General features: G+C 40.2%; 14 protein-coding genes. 5 read left to right on the top strand and 9 right to left on the bottom strand.

Annotated elements, in window-relative coordinates; all coding sequences use genetic code 11:
• Nucleotides 1-287: 287 nt before the first annotated feature.
• Complete coding sequence (gene lipA / locus FTV50_RS02760) at nucleotides 288-1,301, bottom strand: lipoyl synthase (RefSeq protein WP_180004941.1); 1,014 nt, start codon at nucleotides 1,299-1,301, stop codon at nucleotides 288-290.
• A 206-nt stretch (nucleotides 1,302-1,507) separates the two neighbouring features.
• Between lipA and sthA the strand changes: the two genes are divergently transcribed.
• Together sthA and FTV50_RS02770 are read left to right on the top strand one after the other, a co-directional pair.
• Nucleotides 1,508-2,923 (top strand): Si-specific NAD(P)(+) transhydrogenase, encoded by a 1,416-nt coding sequence (gene sthA / locus FTV50_RS02765; protein WP_078190237.1) that lies wholly within the window; start codon nucleotides 1,508-1,510, stop codon nucleotides 2,921-2,923.
• A gap of 142 nt (nucleotides 2,924-3,065) precedes the next feature.
• Nucleotides 3,066-4,178, top strand: coding sequence for an AAA family ATPase (locus tag FTV50_RS02770; protein WP_180004940.1), 1,113 nt, complete (start codon nucleotides 3,066-3,068; stop codon nucleotides 4,176-4,178).
• A 33-nt stretch (nucleotides 4,179-4,211) separates the two neighbouring features.
• Here FTV50_RS02770 and chrA read toward each other — a convergent pair whose 3' ends face one another.
• A complete protein-coding gene (gene chrA / locus FTV50_RS02775) occupies nucleotides 4,212-5,450 on the bottom strand; it encodes a chromate efflux transporter (protein WP_180023431.1) in 1,239 nt (412 codons plus the stop codon).
• Between the two features lie 335 nt (nucleotides 5,451-5,785).
• Here chrA and FTV50_RS02780 point away from each other — a divergent pair, with 335 nt between their 5' ends.
• Nucleotides 5,786-6,769 (top strand): alpha/beta hydrolase, encoded by a 984-nt coding sequence (locus FTV50_RS02780; RefSeq protein ID WP_257223850.1) that lies wholly within the window; start codon nucleotides 5,786-5,788, stop codon nucleotides 6,767-6,769.
• Between the two features lie 93 nt (nucleotides 6,770-6,862).
• On the opposite strand, the gene FTV50_RS02785 is transcribed toward FTV50_RS02780, so the two are convergent.
• A complete protein-coding gene (locus FTV50_RS02785; RefSeq protein WP_180023433.1) occupies nucleotides 6,863-7,714 on the bottom strand; it encodes a pirin family protein in 852 nt (283 codons plus the stop codon).
• A gap of 102 nt (nucleotides 7,715-7,816) precedes the next feature.
• On the opposite strand from FTV50_RS02785, the gene FTV50_RS02790 reads away from it, so the two are divergent.
• A complete protein-coding gene (locus FTV50_RS02790; protein ID WP_180023434.1) occupies nucleotides 7,817-8,728 on the top strand; it encodes a LysR substrate-binding domain-containing protein in 912 nt (303 codons plus the stop codon).
• A 107-nt stretch (nucleotides 8,729-8,835) separates the two neighbouring features.
• Here FTV50_RS02790 and FTV50_RS02795 read toward each other — a convergent pair whose 3' ends face one another.
• The 4 genes from FTV50_RS02795 to FTV50_RS02805 form a co-directional block, all read right to left on the bottom strand.
• A complete protein-coding gene (locus tag FTV50_RS02795) occupies nucleotides 8,836-9,792 on the bottom strand; it encodes a TauD/TfdA family dioxygenase (protein ID WP_180023435.1) in 957 nt (318 codons plus the stop codon).
• A 221-nt stretch (nucleotides 9,793-10,013) separates the two neighbouring features.
• Nucleotides 10,014-10,148 (bottom strand): hypothetical protein, encoded by a 135-nt coding sequence (locus FTV50_RS16640; protein WP_257223842.1) that lies wholly within the window; start codon nucleotides 10,146-10,148, stop codon nucleotides 10,014-10,016.
• Entirely contained in the window at nucleotides 10,141-11,352 is a 1,212-nt protein-coding gene (locus FTV50_RS02800; protein WP_180023436.1) for an MFS transporter, read from the bottom strand. The genes FTV50_RS16640 and FTV50_RS02800 overlap by 8 nt, the downstream gene beginning before the upstream one ends.
• Nucleotides 11,353-11,597: 245 nt before the next feature.
• Complete coding sequence (locus FTV50_RS02805) at nucleotides 11,598-12,656, bottom strand: OmpW family protein (RefSeq protein ID WP_180023437.1); 1,059 nt, start codon at nucleotides 12,654-12,656, stop codon at nucleotides 11,598-11,600.
• Nucleotides 12,657-13,099: 443 nt separating this feature from the next.
• Between FTV50_RS02805 and FTV50_RS02810 the strand changes: the two genes are divergently transcribed.
• A complete protein-coding gene (locus FTV50_RS02810) occupies nucleotides 13,100-13,279 on the top strand; it encodes a hypothetical protein (protein ID WP_078190224.1) in 180 nt (59 codons plus the stop codon).
• A gap of 60 nt (nucleotides 13,280-13,339) precedes the next feature.
• Here FTV50_RS02810 and FTV50_RS02815 read toward each other — a convergent pair whose 3' ends face one another.
• Together FTV50_RS02815 and FTV50_RS02820 are read right to left on the bottom strand one after the other, a co-directional pair.
• Nucleotides 13,340-14,797, bottom strand: coding sequence for a sensor domain-containing diguanylate cyclase (locus FTV50_RS02815; RefSeq protein ID WP_180023565.1), 1,458 nt, complete (start codon nucleotides 14,795-14,797; stop codon nucleotides 13,340-13,342).
• A gap of 196 nt (nucleotides 14,798-14,993) precedes the next feature.
• Complete coding sequence (locus FTV50_RS02820; RefSeq protein WP_180023438.1) at nucleotides 14,994-15,782, bottom strand: hypothetical protein; 789 nt, start codon at nucleotides 15,780-15,782, stop codon at nucleotides 14,994-14,996.
• Nucleotides 15,783-15,968 lie beyond the last annotated feature (186 nt).

Below are 15,968 nucleotides of genomic sequence, written 5' to 3' on the forward strand. Positions count from 1 at the left end.
CGGCTGGTGAGTATGATTGGACAATTGCGCGAATATCATGAAAGCGCAAATAAAGTGTTATCAATAGATTGATTAATAAATAATCACAACACAATCCCTATCGGGCAAAGAAATGTCACATTACGTAAATTTGGATGATTCGATATATTGGATACTGTTTAAGGAACTGACAATTTTCGAAAGATCTTATATGGGGAAACGAATTAGGCTGAGTGTGTGTGAAAGCCACAAAAAAAGCCCTCAATCAATGAGGGCTTTAATTTGCGATGTTTTAAATCTTTGCGTGATTAAGCTTCAATCGTTTGAACTGCAATTTTCTTTGCAGGATCAGTTTTACGACGTACCGCAGGTACTGGCTCACCATAGTATTGACGGTCAGCAAAGTAGCTTGAACGAACCATTGGTGCAGCCCAAATGTTTTTGAAACCAAGCTTTTGACCATGTGCTGTGTAACGATCAAACTCTTCAGGTGTAACGAAACGATCGATCGGTGCATGTTCTTTAGAGGGCTGTAAGTACTGACCAATGGTGACATAGTCAACATCGTGTGCTTTTAAGTCGTCTAATAACGCGATCACTTCTTCTTCAGTTTCACCAATACCGACCATCAAACCACATTTGGTTGGAACATCTGGGCAGTATTCTTTAAACATTTTTAATAAGTTTAAAGAGTGTTGGTAGTCAGAACCCGGACGCATTGCTTTATACAAACGTGGCACGGTTTCAATGTTGTGGTTAAAGACATCAGGTGGACACTCCGTCATAATACGAAGGGCAACATCCATACGACCACGGAAGTCAGGAACTAGAATTTCCAAAAGTGTTTTTGGACTCAAGTCACGAGCTTCTTTAATACAGTCAACAAAGTGCTGTGCGCCGCCATCAACTAGGTCATCACGGTCGACCGACGTAATTACGGCATATTTCAAACCAAGATTGGCAATGGTTTCTGCCATGTGACGTGGTTCATCTGGGTCAAGAGCATTGGGACGACCATGCGCAACGTCGCAGAATGGGCAACGACGAGTACAGATATCGCCCATAATCATAAAGGTTGCAGTACCGCCACCGAAACATTCAGGTAAGTTCGGGCAAGCCGCTTCTTCACACACGGTATGTAATTTTTGTGCGCGCAAAGTTGTTTTAATACGTTGAACTTCATCAGGGGCAGCCATTTTGACCCGAATCCAGTCAGGCTTACGAGGCGTTTCAACCGTTGGCACAACCTTCACAGGTATGCGAGCGACTTTTTCTGCGCCACGAAGTTTTACACCCTGTACAGGTTTACGGTTCTCAGACATATTCAACTTTTCCACTGTTTTTGACGAGGAGATATTCAAAAAATTAGCTCGATCATTATAGCGGACTTGAGCTTAAATAGGGGGAAAACCATATTCATATAATAAATGTGGTTATCACATAATATATGTGAGCTAAATATCCAAAAAAGTTAGGATATACGTCATAATACAGCCTAGATTAAAGAATATTTGTAAAGGAGCGTTGAATGCCACGTAAGAAAGAGGTCGTTAGTGGAACTTTCGTGAAATACGATGCGGTAGTTCTGGGTTCTGGCCCTGCGGGTGAAGGCGCTGCAATGAAACTTGCTAAATCAGGTAAGCGAGTTGCAATTGTAGATATGCGTGAACAGCTTGGTGGTAACTGTACCCATGTAGGAACAATTCCAAGTAAAGCATTGCGTCAGACCGTTTCAAGCATTTTACGTTACCAACGTGACCCTATGTTCCAAAAAGTCGGTGAATGGAAACAGTTCACGATGAAACAGGTGTTACGTAATGCGCATAAAGTGATTCAACAACAAGTTGAAACTCATTCACGTTTTTATGACCGTAATAAAATTGATATTTTCCACGGCCGTGCGTATATCCAAGATCAAAACACTGTTTTGATTTTTAGCAATGAAGGTATGACGGAAACTTTAGTATTCCAGCAATTAGTGATTGCTACAGGTTCACGTCCTTACCGTCCAGCTGCTTTAGACTTTAATCATCCTCGCGTATTTGATTCAGACAAAATTTTGGATCTGGATTATTCAATCCAAAAAATCATTATTTATGGTGCAGGTGTGATTGGTTGTGAATACGCGTCTATCTTTATTGGTCTAGACCACAAAGTCGATTTGATCAATACACAGCACAAATTACTCAGCTATTTAGACGATGAAATTTCAGATGCATTGTCATATCGTTTACGTGAGCAGGGTGTACTGATTCGCCACAACGAGCAGATTGATCATCTTGAAACACATGATGATCATGTAGTTCTGCACTTGCAAAGTGGTAAGAAAATTAAAGCAGATGCGATTTTGTGGTGTAACGGTCGTTCTGGTAATACCGATGGTTTAGGCCTAGAAAATGTAGGCATCAAACCAAACAGCCGTGGTCAATTAACCGTGAATGATCAATATCAAACTGAAGTAGAGAATATCTTTGCTGCGGGTGATGTAATCGGTTGGCCTTCACTTGCATCTGCTGCATATGACCAAGGTCGCTGTGCCGGTTCTAACATGAGCGGTGAAGAAGGAATTGCACCTGTAACGGATATTCCTACAGGTATTTATACAATTCCTGAAATTTCTTCGATTGGTAAAACTGAACAACAGTTAACTGAAGAAAAAATTCCGTATGAAGTGGGTCAGGCATCTTTCCGTCATTTGGCACGTGCGCAAATTACAGGTGACACCGTGGGCGAGCTTAAAATCTTGTTCCATCGTGATACTTTAGAAATTTTAGGTGTTCATTGCTTCGGTAATAATGCTGCGGAAATTATTCACATTGGTCAGGCCGTGATGAACAGCCCGAACAATACGATTAAATATTTCGTAGAAACCACATTTAACTATCCGACTATGGCGGAAGCGTACCGTGTTGCAACATTGAATGGTATGAACCGCTTATTCTAAGGTTAAATTTAACTTAGATTGTGCAATGAAAGACCCGTAAGTTTCGGCTTGCGGGTTTTTTATGGTAAGAATAAAGTGTATGCAAAATATACATTCAATCCACTTATAATCATCAGCATTTCCAACTCATTTTAGGTAGCTTATGACGATCCGTTCAGTGACCATTCAAGGTTTTCGATCTATTCATCATATGAATCTGACCTTATCGCGTCTGAATATCGTCAGTGGTCCGAATGGTTGTGGTAAATCCAATCTATATAAAGCTGTACGTCTCCTGCATGAAGCTGCAAATGGCCAATTATCCCAAGCTATTGCTAACGAAGGTGGGATTCAAAAAATCATGTGGGCAGGTGGTCACCGTGCAGGTGATCGATCGAAAGACCCTAAGCGCATGAAGCTTGCAGTGGAGATGGAGCATTATGAATATCAACTTGAAATTGGTTTTCCTGAACCGCTCATCACCTTGTTTGCACTCGATCCTTTGGTCAAAGTTGAAGGGATTTGGTTAAGCGGCTATCAACGTCGAAAAATGAGTGAGTTGTTGGAAAGAACCAACCAAGCGGCATTTCTTAAAAATGTTGATGAAGAACGGATTGCTTATCCGATGGCATTAACACCAGAAGAGTCGGTGTTTGGACAATTGTCCGATCCACACTTATATCCCGAAGTTTCACAAGTGCGTGAGACCATGAAAAACTGGCGCTTTTATCATGAGTTTTCTGTCAGTGGAAATTCACCGATCCGTGTCCCACAGGTGGGCATTCGTTCGCCAGTTTTAGCGCATGATGGTACAAATTTAGCTGCGGCTTTTGAAACTTTACGTGAGCGTGGCAACAGTGAAACCTTGTTTGAAGTACTAGAAAAAGCCTTTCCGCAGACCCAATTTTATGTGCAGGAAATGGGTGGGCGCTTTCAAATGATGATGCAAAAGCAAGGGATCTTAAGACCTTTGGAAAGTGCCGAATTTTCAGATGGGACTTTACGGTTTTTGTGTTTAGCTGTGGCTTTATTGAGTCCAAGACCCCCAAATTTTATGGCACTGAATGAGCCAGAAAATAGCTTACATCCAGATTTATTACCTGCCTTGGCGATGCTGATTGCCGAAGCAAGTCGCTATACGCAGCTTTGGTTGACCACACATTCCAATGAACTGGTTGAAATGATCAAACAGTATAGTGATGTGCAGCATTATCAACTGGATCAGGTCGAGGGGAAGACCGTGGTCAAGGGCGCAAGCTTAATCGATGAGGATTAGATTATTCCTTTAGCTAAAGTTTTTTGCTTAAGTTTAAAAAGGCAGAAAAGTTAAAAAAGCATAATAGCCGATAAAACTGCTTATTAAGCTAAACCAGACTGGCAGCTTGCTGCGAAGTAAAGCAATAACGACGGCAACAAATATAAAGTCCGTCCATTGAATGATGTATTTTTGGCTCATTTGAAATAGTAGACACAGTAATAAACCGACGACAGCTGCATTGATTATTTTTAAGGTGCCAAAAAGCATCGGGTATTTCATCAACTTATTCCAAAACGGTAATAAGCCAAACAGTAATAAAAATGATGGTAAAAATATCGCCACAGTCGCGAGTGCGGCATTCAAGATTGGCGCATCAGTCATGGGTAAAAGTGTGCCGAGATAGGCGGCAAAACTAAACAAAGGTCCCGGCATGAGTTGTGCAAGGGCATAGCCTAAGTCAAAATTTTCATTACTGATCAGTCCTGTAGAGACAAAGTCCTGATGTAAAAATGGCAAAATAATATGTCCACCACCAAAGACGAGGGACGCTGTGCGGTAGAAGCTTTCTAAGCTAAATGCCAAGACACTGCTGTGTTGTATATCGAAGAATGGCAGAACGAAAAAAGGGCTGATAAAGGCGAGAAGCCATAACCAAGAGGTGCAAGTATTTTCATGTGCATTCCGGCTAAAATTGTCATGTTTGGGTGGAACTGTTTCGGCGATATTTGGCTTTTGGCTGCGTAATTGATTTGACGATAAAACTAAACCGATAATTGCAGCGCATAAAATCACCAAAACTTGATTTAGAGAAAATTGAAAGAAATAAATAAAAAATGCAGCTAAAAGCATGACTAGATACTGAAATTTTGTTTTACAGAAGCTTCGCATCATTTGCCAAAATGCCCATGCAACAACGGCTAGTACAATTAACTGAATAACATGAAAGAATAAAGTTGAGAGTTGATTACTGAGTTTTATACTTAAAGTGGCCGCGGCACACATCAGCAGGGCTGAAGGTAAAGTAAATCCTAACCATGCAAAACAAGCACCTTGATAGCGGTTGAGTTGAAATCCAATCGCCATGCCGAGCTGGCTACTTGTTGGGCCTGGAAGGACTTGAGCCAAGGCCAGCAAATGCGCATATTCATGCTCTGTTATCCATTTTTCTTGTTTCACAAAATATTGAAAAAACAACACCAAATGTGCCGCAGGTCCACCAAATGCAATACACCCTAATCTTAAAAAGGTGAGAAAGATGACAAGGTTTCGTTGTGGTTTGGACTGGCTCATGCGTTACCAATATTTAAAATCAAAAGTAAGGTTATGAATTTCTAAAGGATAAAAGCTTGAATGTTAAAAGATCTTAAAGGCTGATTATTGCAGGAGTATGTAAATCCTGCTTCAAAAATATTTTGAAGTGCTTAGCAGGGTAAAAGATAATTGGACGAAGTGACATAGTGCTGTCCCACATGCACATGGCGTCGGTTTCCGCCGCTGATTAGCATCAGCACATACACATAAAAAATTGTCTAAAAATGAATTCTCCAAAATCAGACACCTTATCAGAAATTTTGAGCGCTTTATTGAAGTGGTTGATGAGTGGCATTGCATCGTTACTTTCAATCATGGCATTTGCAGATGATCAGCTACTTGCTTCACAAGCATTAGCAAGTTATACAGATCAAAACAGTTGGCAGGACATTCAGCACTATCTCCCAAAAGAATACCATTTAACCGAAACGCAGCGACCCAAAGAAGAGTGGTGGAATTGGCAGGGGCATACTGTTCACTTAGACACCTATCGTAATCCACAGGCAAAAGTGAAGGTCATTTTGTTTCATGGTGTGGGGACAAATGGGCGACAAATGTCGATGATTTTGGGGCATCCTTTGGCACAGCGTGGCTATGAAACTATCGCTATTGATATGCCCGGTTATGGCCTCACCCAAGTCAAAAAGGGCTCAAAAATTCGTTATGATGACTGGGTTCAAGCAGGCAATGACCTCATTGAAGCCGAGCGACAAAAAGATCATCGTCCTATCGTTTTGTATGGGCTTAGTGCAGGTGGTATGTTGACCTATCACGTGGCAGCAAAAAATAAACAGGTGAACGGTATCGTCGGTATGACCTTTCTAGATACTTCAAATAAAACTGTGCGTGATCAAGTCTCTTTGAATAAATTTATGAGCCGCGTGGGCAGCCCACTGGCTCATGTGACAGCACATACACCATTTTCAGCATTGCCAATGCCGATGCGGTGGGTAAGTAAAATGCATCGTTTGGTGAATAATGACGCAGCATTGCAGGTCTTTTTAAAAGATAAAACGTCAGCTGGGAATAGTGTATCGGTTAAATTTCTAGATTCGTATTTATATTATAAAAATGACACGCCACCGGAGCAGTTTGATGTCTGCCCAATTTTACTAACGCAGCCTGAACAAGACCGCTGGACGCCTTTGGCTTTAAGTCAGCCATTTTTAGCACGGATTCACCAAGTTCCAGTCGATGTCGTGCTGTTGAAAAATGCAGGACATTATCCTTTGGAACAGCCGGGACTTGAGCAAATGGTCAATGCAATAGATGCGTTTTATCAAAAAGTCACGCAATAATCTGTTGAAAGCGTGATGCGTAATTCATACCAACATAGATATAAAAAAACCGCCAGAAGGCGGTTTTTTATTGGGACTTTATCGTGGAAATATTTAAGCAAAATGACCATGTTGAAAATCATAAAATGCCTGACGTATTTCATCTTCAGTATTCATGACGAATGGTCCATGTGCCGCAATCGGTTCATTTAAAGCTTCGCCACTTAAAATAAGCAGTTTGGTTGCTTCAAAAGATTTAAGTTTCAAGGACGATACTTGGTCACTCACATATAAAGTCTGTTTCGCATCAAAGCGTTGACCTTCAATTTCGATCGCCCCACTTAATACAAAAATCATGTTATTCCACTGTGGGTTGAATGAAAATTCCTGTTCAGCATTTGCATTCAAGCGCACATCCAATACATTCATCGGGCTAAAGGTTTCAGCGGCGCCCAATGTATCTTCAAATTGGCCAGCAATAACGCGTACCACGCCTGCATTTTGTGCAAGCTTTACTTCAGCAATATTGGCTGTTGTCAGTTCTTGATAGCGAGGTTCACTCATTTTGGCATGACGAGGTAAATTGACCCAAAGTTGTACCATGTCTAAATTTCCGCCAGTTTTGGCAAAATTTTTAGAATGGTGTTCTTCGTGCATAATGCCTCGACCCGCAGTCATCCATTGCACTTCGTCTTTGGCAATGCTGCCGTGATTTCCTTTAGAGTCAAAATGCTCCAATTCACCTTCATAAACAATGGTTACTGTTTCAAAGCCACGATGTGGATGTGATCCAACACCACGTTGATGATGACTTGGAAAGAAATGATATTGGCCGGTATAGCCCATAACGAGAAATGGACTGGTTTGATTGCCCATTTCTTGCATAGGGAGCATAGAGTTAGTTGGGAAGCCATCGCCCACCCAAGTAATACGATCACTATGATAAACACGTTTGATTGGATTCATAATTCAGCCCTCAATTTATTGCTTCTGAGATCTATTATTGAGGTATAGTGAGGGAATGACAGGGCGAAAAACTCAACAGATTATTCTAAAAATGAAATAATGATGCAAAATTTAAATGACTATTACTACTTCGTGCAAGTGGTAAAATACCAAGGTTATACCAAAGCCAGTGAAGCATTGGGTATTACAAAATCTAAGCTATCACGCCGTATTACAGAGTTAGAGACCCGTTTGGGTGTACGTCTGATTCAGCGTAATACGCGAAAATTTACTGTGACTGAAATAGGACAACAGTTCTATTTGCATTGCTTAAAAATTTTAGAGGAAGTCAACGAAACGGAAAACTTTGTGCTTAGTACGTTGAATGACCAACTCTGTGGCCAAATTAAAATCTCTTGTCCTCTGGCTTTAGTGGAAATGCCTGTTGCAAAAATGGTCACCGATTTTATGCAGCAATATCCAGACATCAGTGTGCACCTGATGGCGACCAATCATCGGGTTGATGTCATTGAGGAAGGCGTAGATTTAGCAATTCGTGTTCGTAATATGCCTTTAATGGATAGTGATTTGATCGTTCGAGATTTAGATGCTTGGGATCATGTTTTGGTGGCATCGCCACAACTTTTCTTCGAGCGTGAAATACCACAGCAATTGGCTGAGATTCAAAATTTTCCGTGTATTGGTTTTGATCGGCCTAAACATTTTTGGGATTTCCGACATCGTGAAAAAAGTGAAACTCAACAAATTGAATTTCATCCACGCTTAAGAACTGACAGTTTTAGTGCCATGATTTCTGCTGCTCTTTCTGGCGTGGGAATCGCTTCTTTGCCCAAAGTGTTTGTACGTGATGCTTTAAAAAGTGGTGAGTTAATTGAACTGTTTCCTGAGTGGCAATTGCCGCAAGGGGTCATCCATGTTGCATACGCGACACGACAAGGCATGCTGCCGGGTGTGCGTGCGATGTTAGACCATTTGATTTCAGGTTTTAAGGCCTTAGATATAGATCATCCGTAATTTGAGCAGTGTTCTTATTGTTTTAAAATTTTAATTATTTGGAGTTATTGCTCAAACACGGATTTTACAGGGTTATTTATTTTTTATTGTTGGCATGAAGTTTAACATCAGTATGGTCGTCCTCCTGCTAGGCTAATTCGCTTTAATAGGCGACGTTGGTCTGAAGGGAAAGGGCGGCGTGAGTGTAAAGTGGCTTGGTTATCCCAAAACACAATGTCACCTTCTTCCCATTGATGTTCATATCGAAACTCAGGTTTCAATAAATGTTCACGTAAAGATGCAATCAACTCACTGCCCGACTGATCATCGTAGTTAACCAATTCCACTTCAGATCGTTCATTTAACCACAGACCTTTACGGCCACTTTCTGGATGGGTACGTACAAGCGGATGTGGATAGGCATGTCCAACAATCGGTTGGTCTTTGAAACGGTAAAGAGGTGTAGCGCCATATCCCGTTGTGCCTTTATTATTTTTGGCACGGACAAATGGGTTATAGGTAATGAGTTGAAGTTGGTCTAAATGTTTTTGTGTCGCTTCATCTAAAGCTTCATAGGCTTTAATGGTGTTATACCATGAGGTTTGTCCACCGTCTTGCGGTAGTTCAATGGCATAGAGTAATGAACCAAAAGATGGCAGCGGAGTCCACTGATGGTCTGCATGCGCAGCCAATTCACCATGTCCAGTATAGTCACCTTTGCCGACTGCATTTGAAACAGGTACGACGTCTGGTGGTGTACCTGTATCATCTTGTGATGCTAGCACAGGAATATCTGCACCAGGACGGAAAATTGAACCGAAGTAGCTTGCAAACGCGAGATACTGTAAATCATCTAGACTTTGATGTTTAAAAATTAAAATCAAGTGTTCTGCCAGCGCTTGTTTTAAACGGTAGATGGTTTCCCCAGACTGTGCTTTACGCGCATCTAAACCATAAACCACAGCCCCCAAAGCTTGGTCATGTTGCACTTCAATACGAATTTCATTGCCATCTTGAAAATGTTCTGCTTGATGCCAACGCGGAGCATCATGGATGGCTTGTGAAAGTTGAGTTAATGCGGTCATTTCATAAGTTCTCAAATTGTTCTTTATTGAGACTTAATCTATGGAAGAAAGTGCAGGTTGGAAAATTAAAAAATAAGCTAAGTTTATGAAAAAACGTATTATTAATACTAATATGCTGAAAATGCAGCTTTTATTGAATCGTGTAGAAAATAGCTAAAAAACTGCTGTTGTAGTGTTGATAAAACAGCAGTTTGAATTGGAATTAAGGCTTCTATGCGTCTTTAATGTGCACAAAACGCTTGGTTAAAGTATTCGAATAATTCAGGCGTTTGGCTCCATAAGCCGATGGATAAGGCCAACAAGGCCAGAATACTGAGGGCAATACTGAGTCGAAACCATAATGTTGAATTAGTCATGAATGACACTTTCCTCATTAACCATGAAATGTACCAATACCCCAAAAATACTCAGGACAATCGAAAAAATCCAAATGGCATTATAGTTACCGGTCATATCGTGGTTCACACCACCCAACCAACCACCAAAAAATGAACCGACTTGGTGAGTAAAGAACACGATGCCACTGAGCATACTGAGATATTTAACGCCAAACATATTGGCCACTATACCGTTGGTGAGCGGTACGGTAGAAAGCCATAGTAGACCCATAATGACGCCAAAAGCATAGATTGTCCATGTGCTTAAAGGCAGCAAAAGAAAGGCAATAATGGCAATGCCACGTAAACCATAAAGTCCCATTAACAGCTTTGGTTTGGAATATTTGCCGCCAAGCCAACCTGCTGTGTAGGTGCCGACAATATTAAACAGTCCAACGAGCGCTAGGAAAATAGTGCCCGTAGTGGCATTAAAGCCATGATCGATTAAATATCCCGGAAGATGGATGCCAATAAACACCACTTGGAAGCCACAGACAAAGAAACCGAGTGCTAGAAACCAAAAGGGTTTATGCTCCCAAGCCAATTGCAAAATTTGTTTAAAAGTCAGAGAGGCTTCATGCGTATTAGTTGCATTTGGTGCAACATACATTGGTGCTTTTAGCATCCAAGCTAAAGGAATAATAAGCGCAATTAAAATGGCGCTGACCACCAAAGCTGAAGACCAACCAAATTTTTGCAGTAGCAGTAACGTAGAGGGCAGCATAATGAACTGACCAAAAGAACCTGCGGCACTGGCAATACCCATGGCTAAACTACGTTTGTCTGGATGCGCTGCACGTCCTACGGCCGAGAGTAATACTGGAAAGGATGTGGCTGAGAGAGCCAAACCCAGGATTAAACCTGCACTTAAATTAAGCAGTAAACCGGTAGAGCTGATGGCCATGAGTAATAGTCCGAGGGCATATAATGCACCACCGACGGCGACCACGATCTTACTGCCATATTTATCTGCAAAAGCCCCAGTAATTGGCTGCACAGCACCCCAAATTAAGTTTTGCATGGCAATGGCAAGGCTAAATACGTTATGTCCCCAACCGAATTCATCACTCATCGGCACGAGATAGAGGCCAAATGCATGACGCACCCCTAAAGACAATGCCAAAATAATAGCACTGCCAATGAGCATGTAAATCAGGGGCTTTGAGAAACGAGTATCAGACATATAGCAGGCTACATTCTTTAAATTTAACCCAATGGTATTCGAATAAACGCAGAGTTGCGATTAAATTTAATTCACCAAACAATAAATTTTTTTTATAGGTAACTATGGATGAATAAAGAAAAATGACACAGCCGAAATTCAAAAGTGTTTAAAAGAGATTGAAGAGATAATTCAAAATAAAAGACCATATATAGCCTAATAAAAAAGACGGCTGTAGCCGTCTTTTTTTATATTCAGGTTATTAATTAGAAACGCATACCGATACCTGCATATGCAAGGATCGGGTTTACTTCAATATCCGCTTTAGATTTGATCAGTTCGCCGTGTGTCGCATCTGTAACGGTAATGGTGGTTTCATTTTGAAGGTGTGCATAGCTGACAGAACCAACAGCAAACCATTTATCATTGAAATCATACGTGAAGCCCACCGTCGCAACCGGAGCAAATACATCAGTTGCCTCTAAATCAACTTTTGGATTTGCCTTACTTGGTTTTCCTTCCAAAGAGGCGCCTGCATTACCTTCTTTAATGTTGGCAATCATGTGACCTGCGGCAATCAAATCTTTCTCAATTTTTGGATTCATTTCCAACTCATTGAAGTAAGCATACATCACGCCTAGACCCACATAGGGACGGAATTTATTAACACCCGTTTTACCGAAGTGATATTGGATTTCAGCAGCCGGAGTCCATGCACGTGCAGAAGCTGCTGCACCATGTGCGCCTAAGTCGGTAATGAAAATATCATTTTCAAGTTCAAGATTTCCCAGTGCACCGCCTAGTGGTTTTGCAATGGCAGAAAATGGTGCATAAATTTTCCCTGAGCCTTGTAAATCAACTTTTGGCGGAATACCCGCTTTCATTTCTAGTGATACATTGTCAGTGAAGAAATAGTTGGTCATGATCCCAAGCGTGGTGACATCGTCTGCTTCAAGACCGGTCCCTGGATTGTCCCATTGTTCAAGTCCTGAAATAGTGGCTTTACCACTCATTGCAGCAGGAACAGTGTCCAAAGTATTTAGCGCAACTTCTAGTAGGGGCGGAACTTTGTACCCTTCTCGAATATTGTCTTTTACTGTTTGTGATTTAACTTTGCCAACATCTGCCTCATAGCCTTCATTGATGGCAGTATTTACACGAAATGGCTGCGCTTTACCTTGTGGCATAACATGTAAAGCACCAACAGAGACAGAAAAACGTTTGAAGCCATCGCCATCTTTTAAACTAAAATATGGTGAGTCTGCATGACTGAGCATAGGTAGGGCAGCCATTGAAGCAGCAATGCACAATACACTTTTTTTCATTTGAAAGGACTCCATGTCCGTAAATTGATAATAATTTTTCTAAGTGCTCATTATTCAAAATTAGTGCGTAAAAAAATGTTATAGAAAACAAGAATAAACGTAATAGTCCTGTAACATTCTTGATGATTTGTATTATTTGAAGGCTTTAATTGGGTATTTGTGTAAAAAAATCGAACTTTTTTGAAATTTAGAAATGCTTCTATCTATTTGTAAATATTAAATATTTATTGACATAAATGACAGTGAATTGATTTGTTTAGGTCAATAAAATAGTTTAAAACGACCATATTCAAAGCAGTTTTTTGCTTTGTTTTCCTCTACAGATATAAGTCATAGGTCATCGTTGAGTCGTTATATGTTAATCGTGGTTAATCTCTTAAAGCCTTTTACACCAAAACCATTTTTTTTTGTACAATAGCACCAGATTCAATTGAGTTATTCGTATGAGTACGCAAAACCCTCCCAAGAAAAAGGCTTTAGTTAATTTGCCTTTTCCGATTAAAAAAGCTGAAGATAATGCTTCGGATGAAATCTTTGAAGATATGCGTCCAAAACCTCAGCGTTATGCTGACCGTACTTGGATGCCACCACGCGGTACACGTCGTTCGATGGGTAAGCGTTAAGAGATTTAAATAAAAAAGCCATGATTAAAACCATGGCTTTTTTATTGCAAATGATTGATGTTAATTGCGTATTTCAGACTGAATTCTACGGTCTTTATTTAGATAATACTTTTTCTTCTGACGATACATGTCAAGATCAGCACGTTTAAGCATATCTTCCATTCGCTCATTCAAGATATTGGTGGCAGAACCAATCGATATACTCATCGGTTGATTTGAATAAAATTGGTTATCGACCAATAACAACTCATTCAAACTTTGTAAACAGTTTTGCAGTGCTGCATCATCAGCACCCGGTAAAAGTATGACAAATTCATCACCGCCAATGCGCGAAGCAGAATAGGGCGTATGCTGAATAAGTTGGTTTAAAATGTTGCCCAGACGTCTGAGGATACTGTCACCAGCATCGTGCCCAATACTGTCATTGAGTTCTTTTAGTCCATTTAAATCAATAAAAATACAAGAAACAGGACGTAATTGATTGCGTTCGAGACGCTTGAGTTCTGCTATATAAAATGAACGATTATAGAGTTTGGTCAGTACGTCGTGTTTACCTAAATACTCAAGATAATTTTCAGCCTTTTTACGTGCAGTAATATCGGTTAAGGCAACCTGCACGGTGCTCCAATCATCAAGATAATCGGGAAATACAGTAAATTGTAGTAAGACGTGGCGAATACTGCCATCAAGTGCATAATTTATAGCTTCACGTTGATGATGTAGATTACCATTCCAAAGTTCAATCAGTTGTTCTTTAAATGTTTGAAGCATCTCTTTGGTAAATACTTTATGTACATTTTTGAGCAATATTTCTTTGTTCGGAGCGCCAAACAAATCAAGGGTGGCCTGATTAACATCAACGATCAGTATTTCCTTAATACACTCTTGTACAAAATCGGGGTGAACATCCAAAAATGTCACAAAATCTTCTATACCTAAAGCGCGAAGTTGATCTAATTTTATTTTAATCCGGCTGAAATCTTCTACCCAAAGTGAGGTTGGCGAATAATGGAAACGCGCTTCTGCCAAATGACGACTTTGTTCATGTAAACGACAAGCTTCAGTATAAGAGGTGATATCTTCAGTTGTAATTAAGGCTGCTGATAAATCCTGCTCATGATTTGGTAGGACGATGCCTTTGAGTTGAATGTCTAGGCGTTGCCCACTGAGTGTATAGTTTACGGCAGAATGGGAAAAATGTGTTTCCCCATTCCATAATGCAACCAATTCTCTAATATGTGTTTGACACATCTCCGCCTGAAAAACGAGATCGAGGTTTTGACATAAATGTTCAAAGTCACGTGCTTGATACAGTTCTAACGTTTTTGTATTGACCTGTAAGATTTTTATTTTTCTTGCACATTGCAGAATTCGTGATTCATCTTGTTGAAGAAAAGTGGCGAGATCCTGCAAACCTTGCTGACGCCAGAGATCAAATTGTTTTTTGACTTCACTGTAATCTTCAAGCCACATGGCAATGGGGGATAGCTCAAAAAAAGGAGAATCTAGCATGTCTATTTTATGTGCTCGTCATTCTTCATGATAATTACAGCATGTAGTATAAAATGAAAAAAATGATATTAAAATAATGTGATATATAAAATAAACTTTATTTTTAGTGTGACTTATGTCGCTAAAAGTCGTTAATTCAACTTAGATAAAAAGCCAATGTAGACTTTGGCTTTTTTGGGGGGAAATGTGGTGAAAATAGTCTTTAGCGGCTGGCTTTACGAGCTTTATTTTCAGGCTTTGGTGCAGCGATTTCACGTTCAGCTTTCCAAACATCAATGAAATCTTTTTCATTAATATTGTACAGTTCAAGTAGGGCTAAAATGACGCCGCCAAACATCATTGGGCCTTCTGAGTTGCTTTGAAACTCAAATATTTTCCCATTCAGGGCATGCAAAATATCTTCAATTTCAAAAATACGGTCACGACCATTGCTATCTGTCGGGTACATTTGGGTATTCAGCACAATTTTCGCAAGACTTTTTTCATTATCTGTTAAGGCCAGAACATCAACCAATTCATCTGCCGAAGGTGCAAAAATTACCGAGTCTTGAAAAATTGTATGTAGAAGTTTCGAAGTAAGTTTAGGTAAAGCTTTTTCAACGAAAGGACGGAATGAAATTGGAAAAATAACATTTCTGGAAATCCCCTTAAACATGGGAGCAATTTCTTCAACTTTATAGCCAGCGACACCACAGCCAATCGAAGTAATGAAATATTTGGTCTTCGGATGATTCTTGGTATAGATTTTAAAATCATCAACATAATGTTGAATCTGAGACAATGGCATTTGTTGTAAATGCTCATTCATTGTTGGAATAGCAAAACTTTGACCAGCCCATCCACGACCAATACCATTCATTGCACCAAAATGCTCTAGGGCAGTACGCGCTGCACCGCCAGTATGTTGACCTGCCATATTGCTGCCAAAAACAAAAATAGTATCTTCGGGTAGGTTTTTAACAATACTTTCGTCATGATATTGGTAAGTCATAAGTTTGATCTGTGGCGTCCTTTTGTTCATGTTGCAGGTGAAATTTACATAGGTCAAGTATCAATAAGGGATAAATGAACGCTTTATTCCTGAGTTTTTTTAGAGCCAAGAGTTTCCTCAAGAAAAACATGCGAAATCAGGCGAATTATTTTTCAAACATGAGAAAAATCTGTGGGGGTATGTTGA

The organism is Acinetobacter sp. YH1901134 (genome assembly GCF_013416965.1).
GTDB lineage: Bacteria > Pseudomonadota > Gammaproteobacteria > Pseudomonadales > Moraxellaceae > Acinetobacter > Acinetobacter amyesii.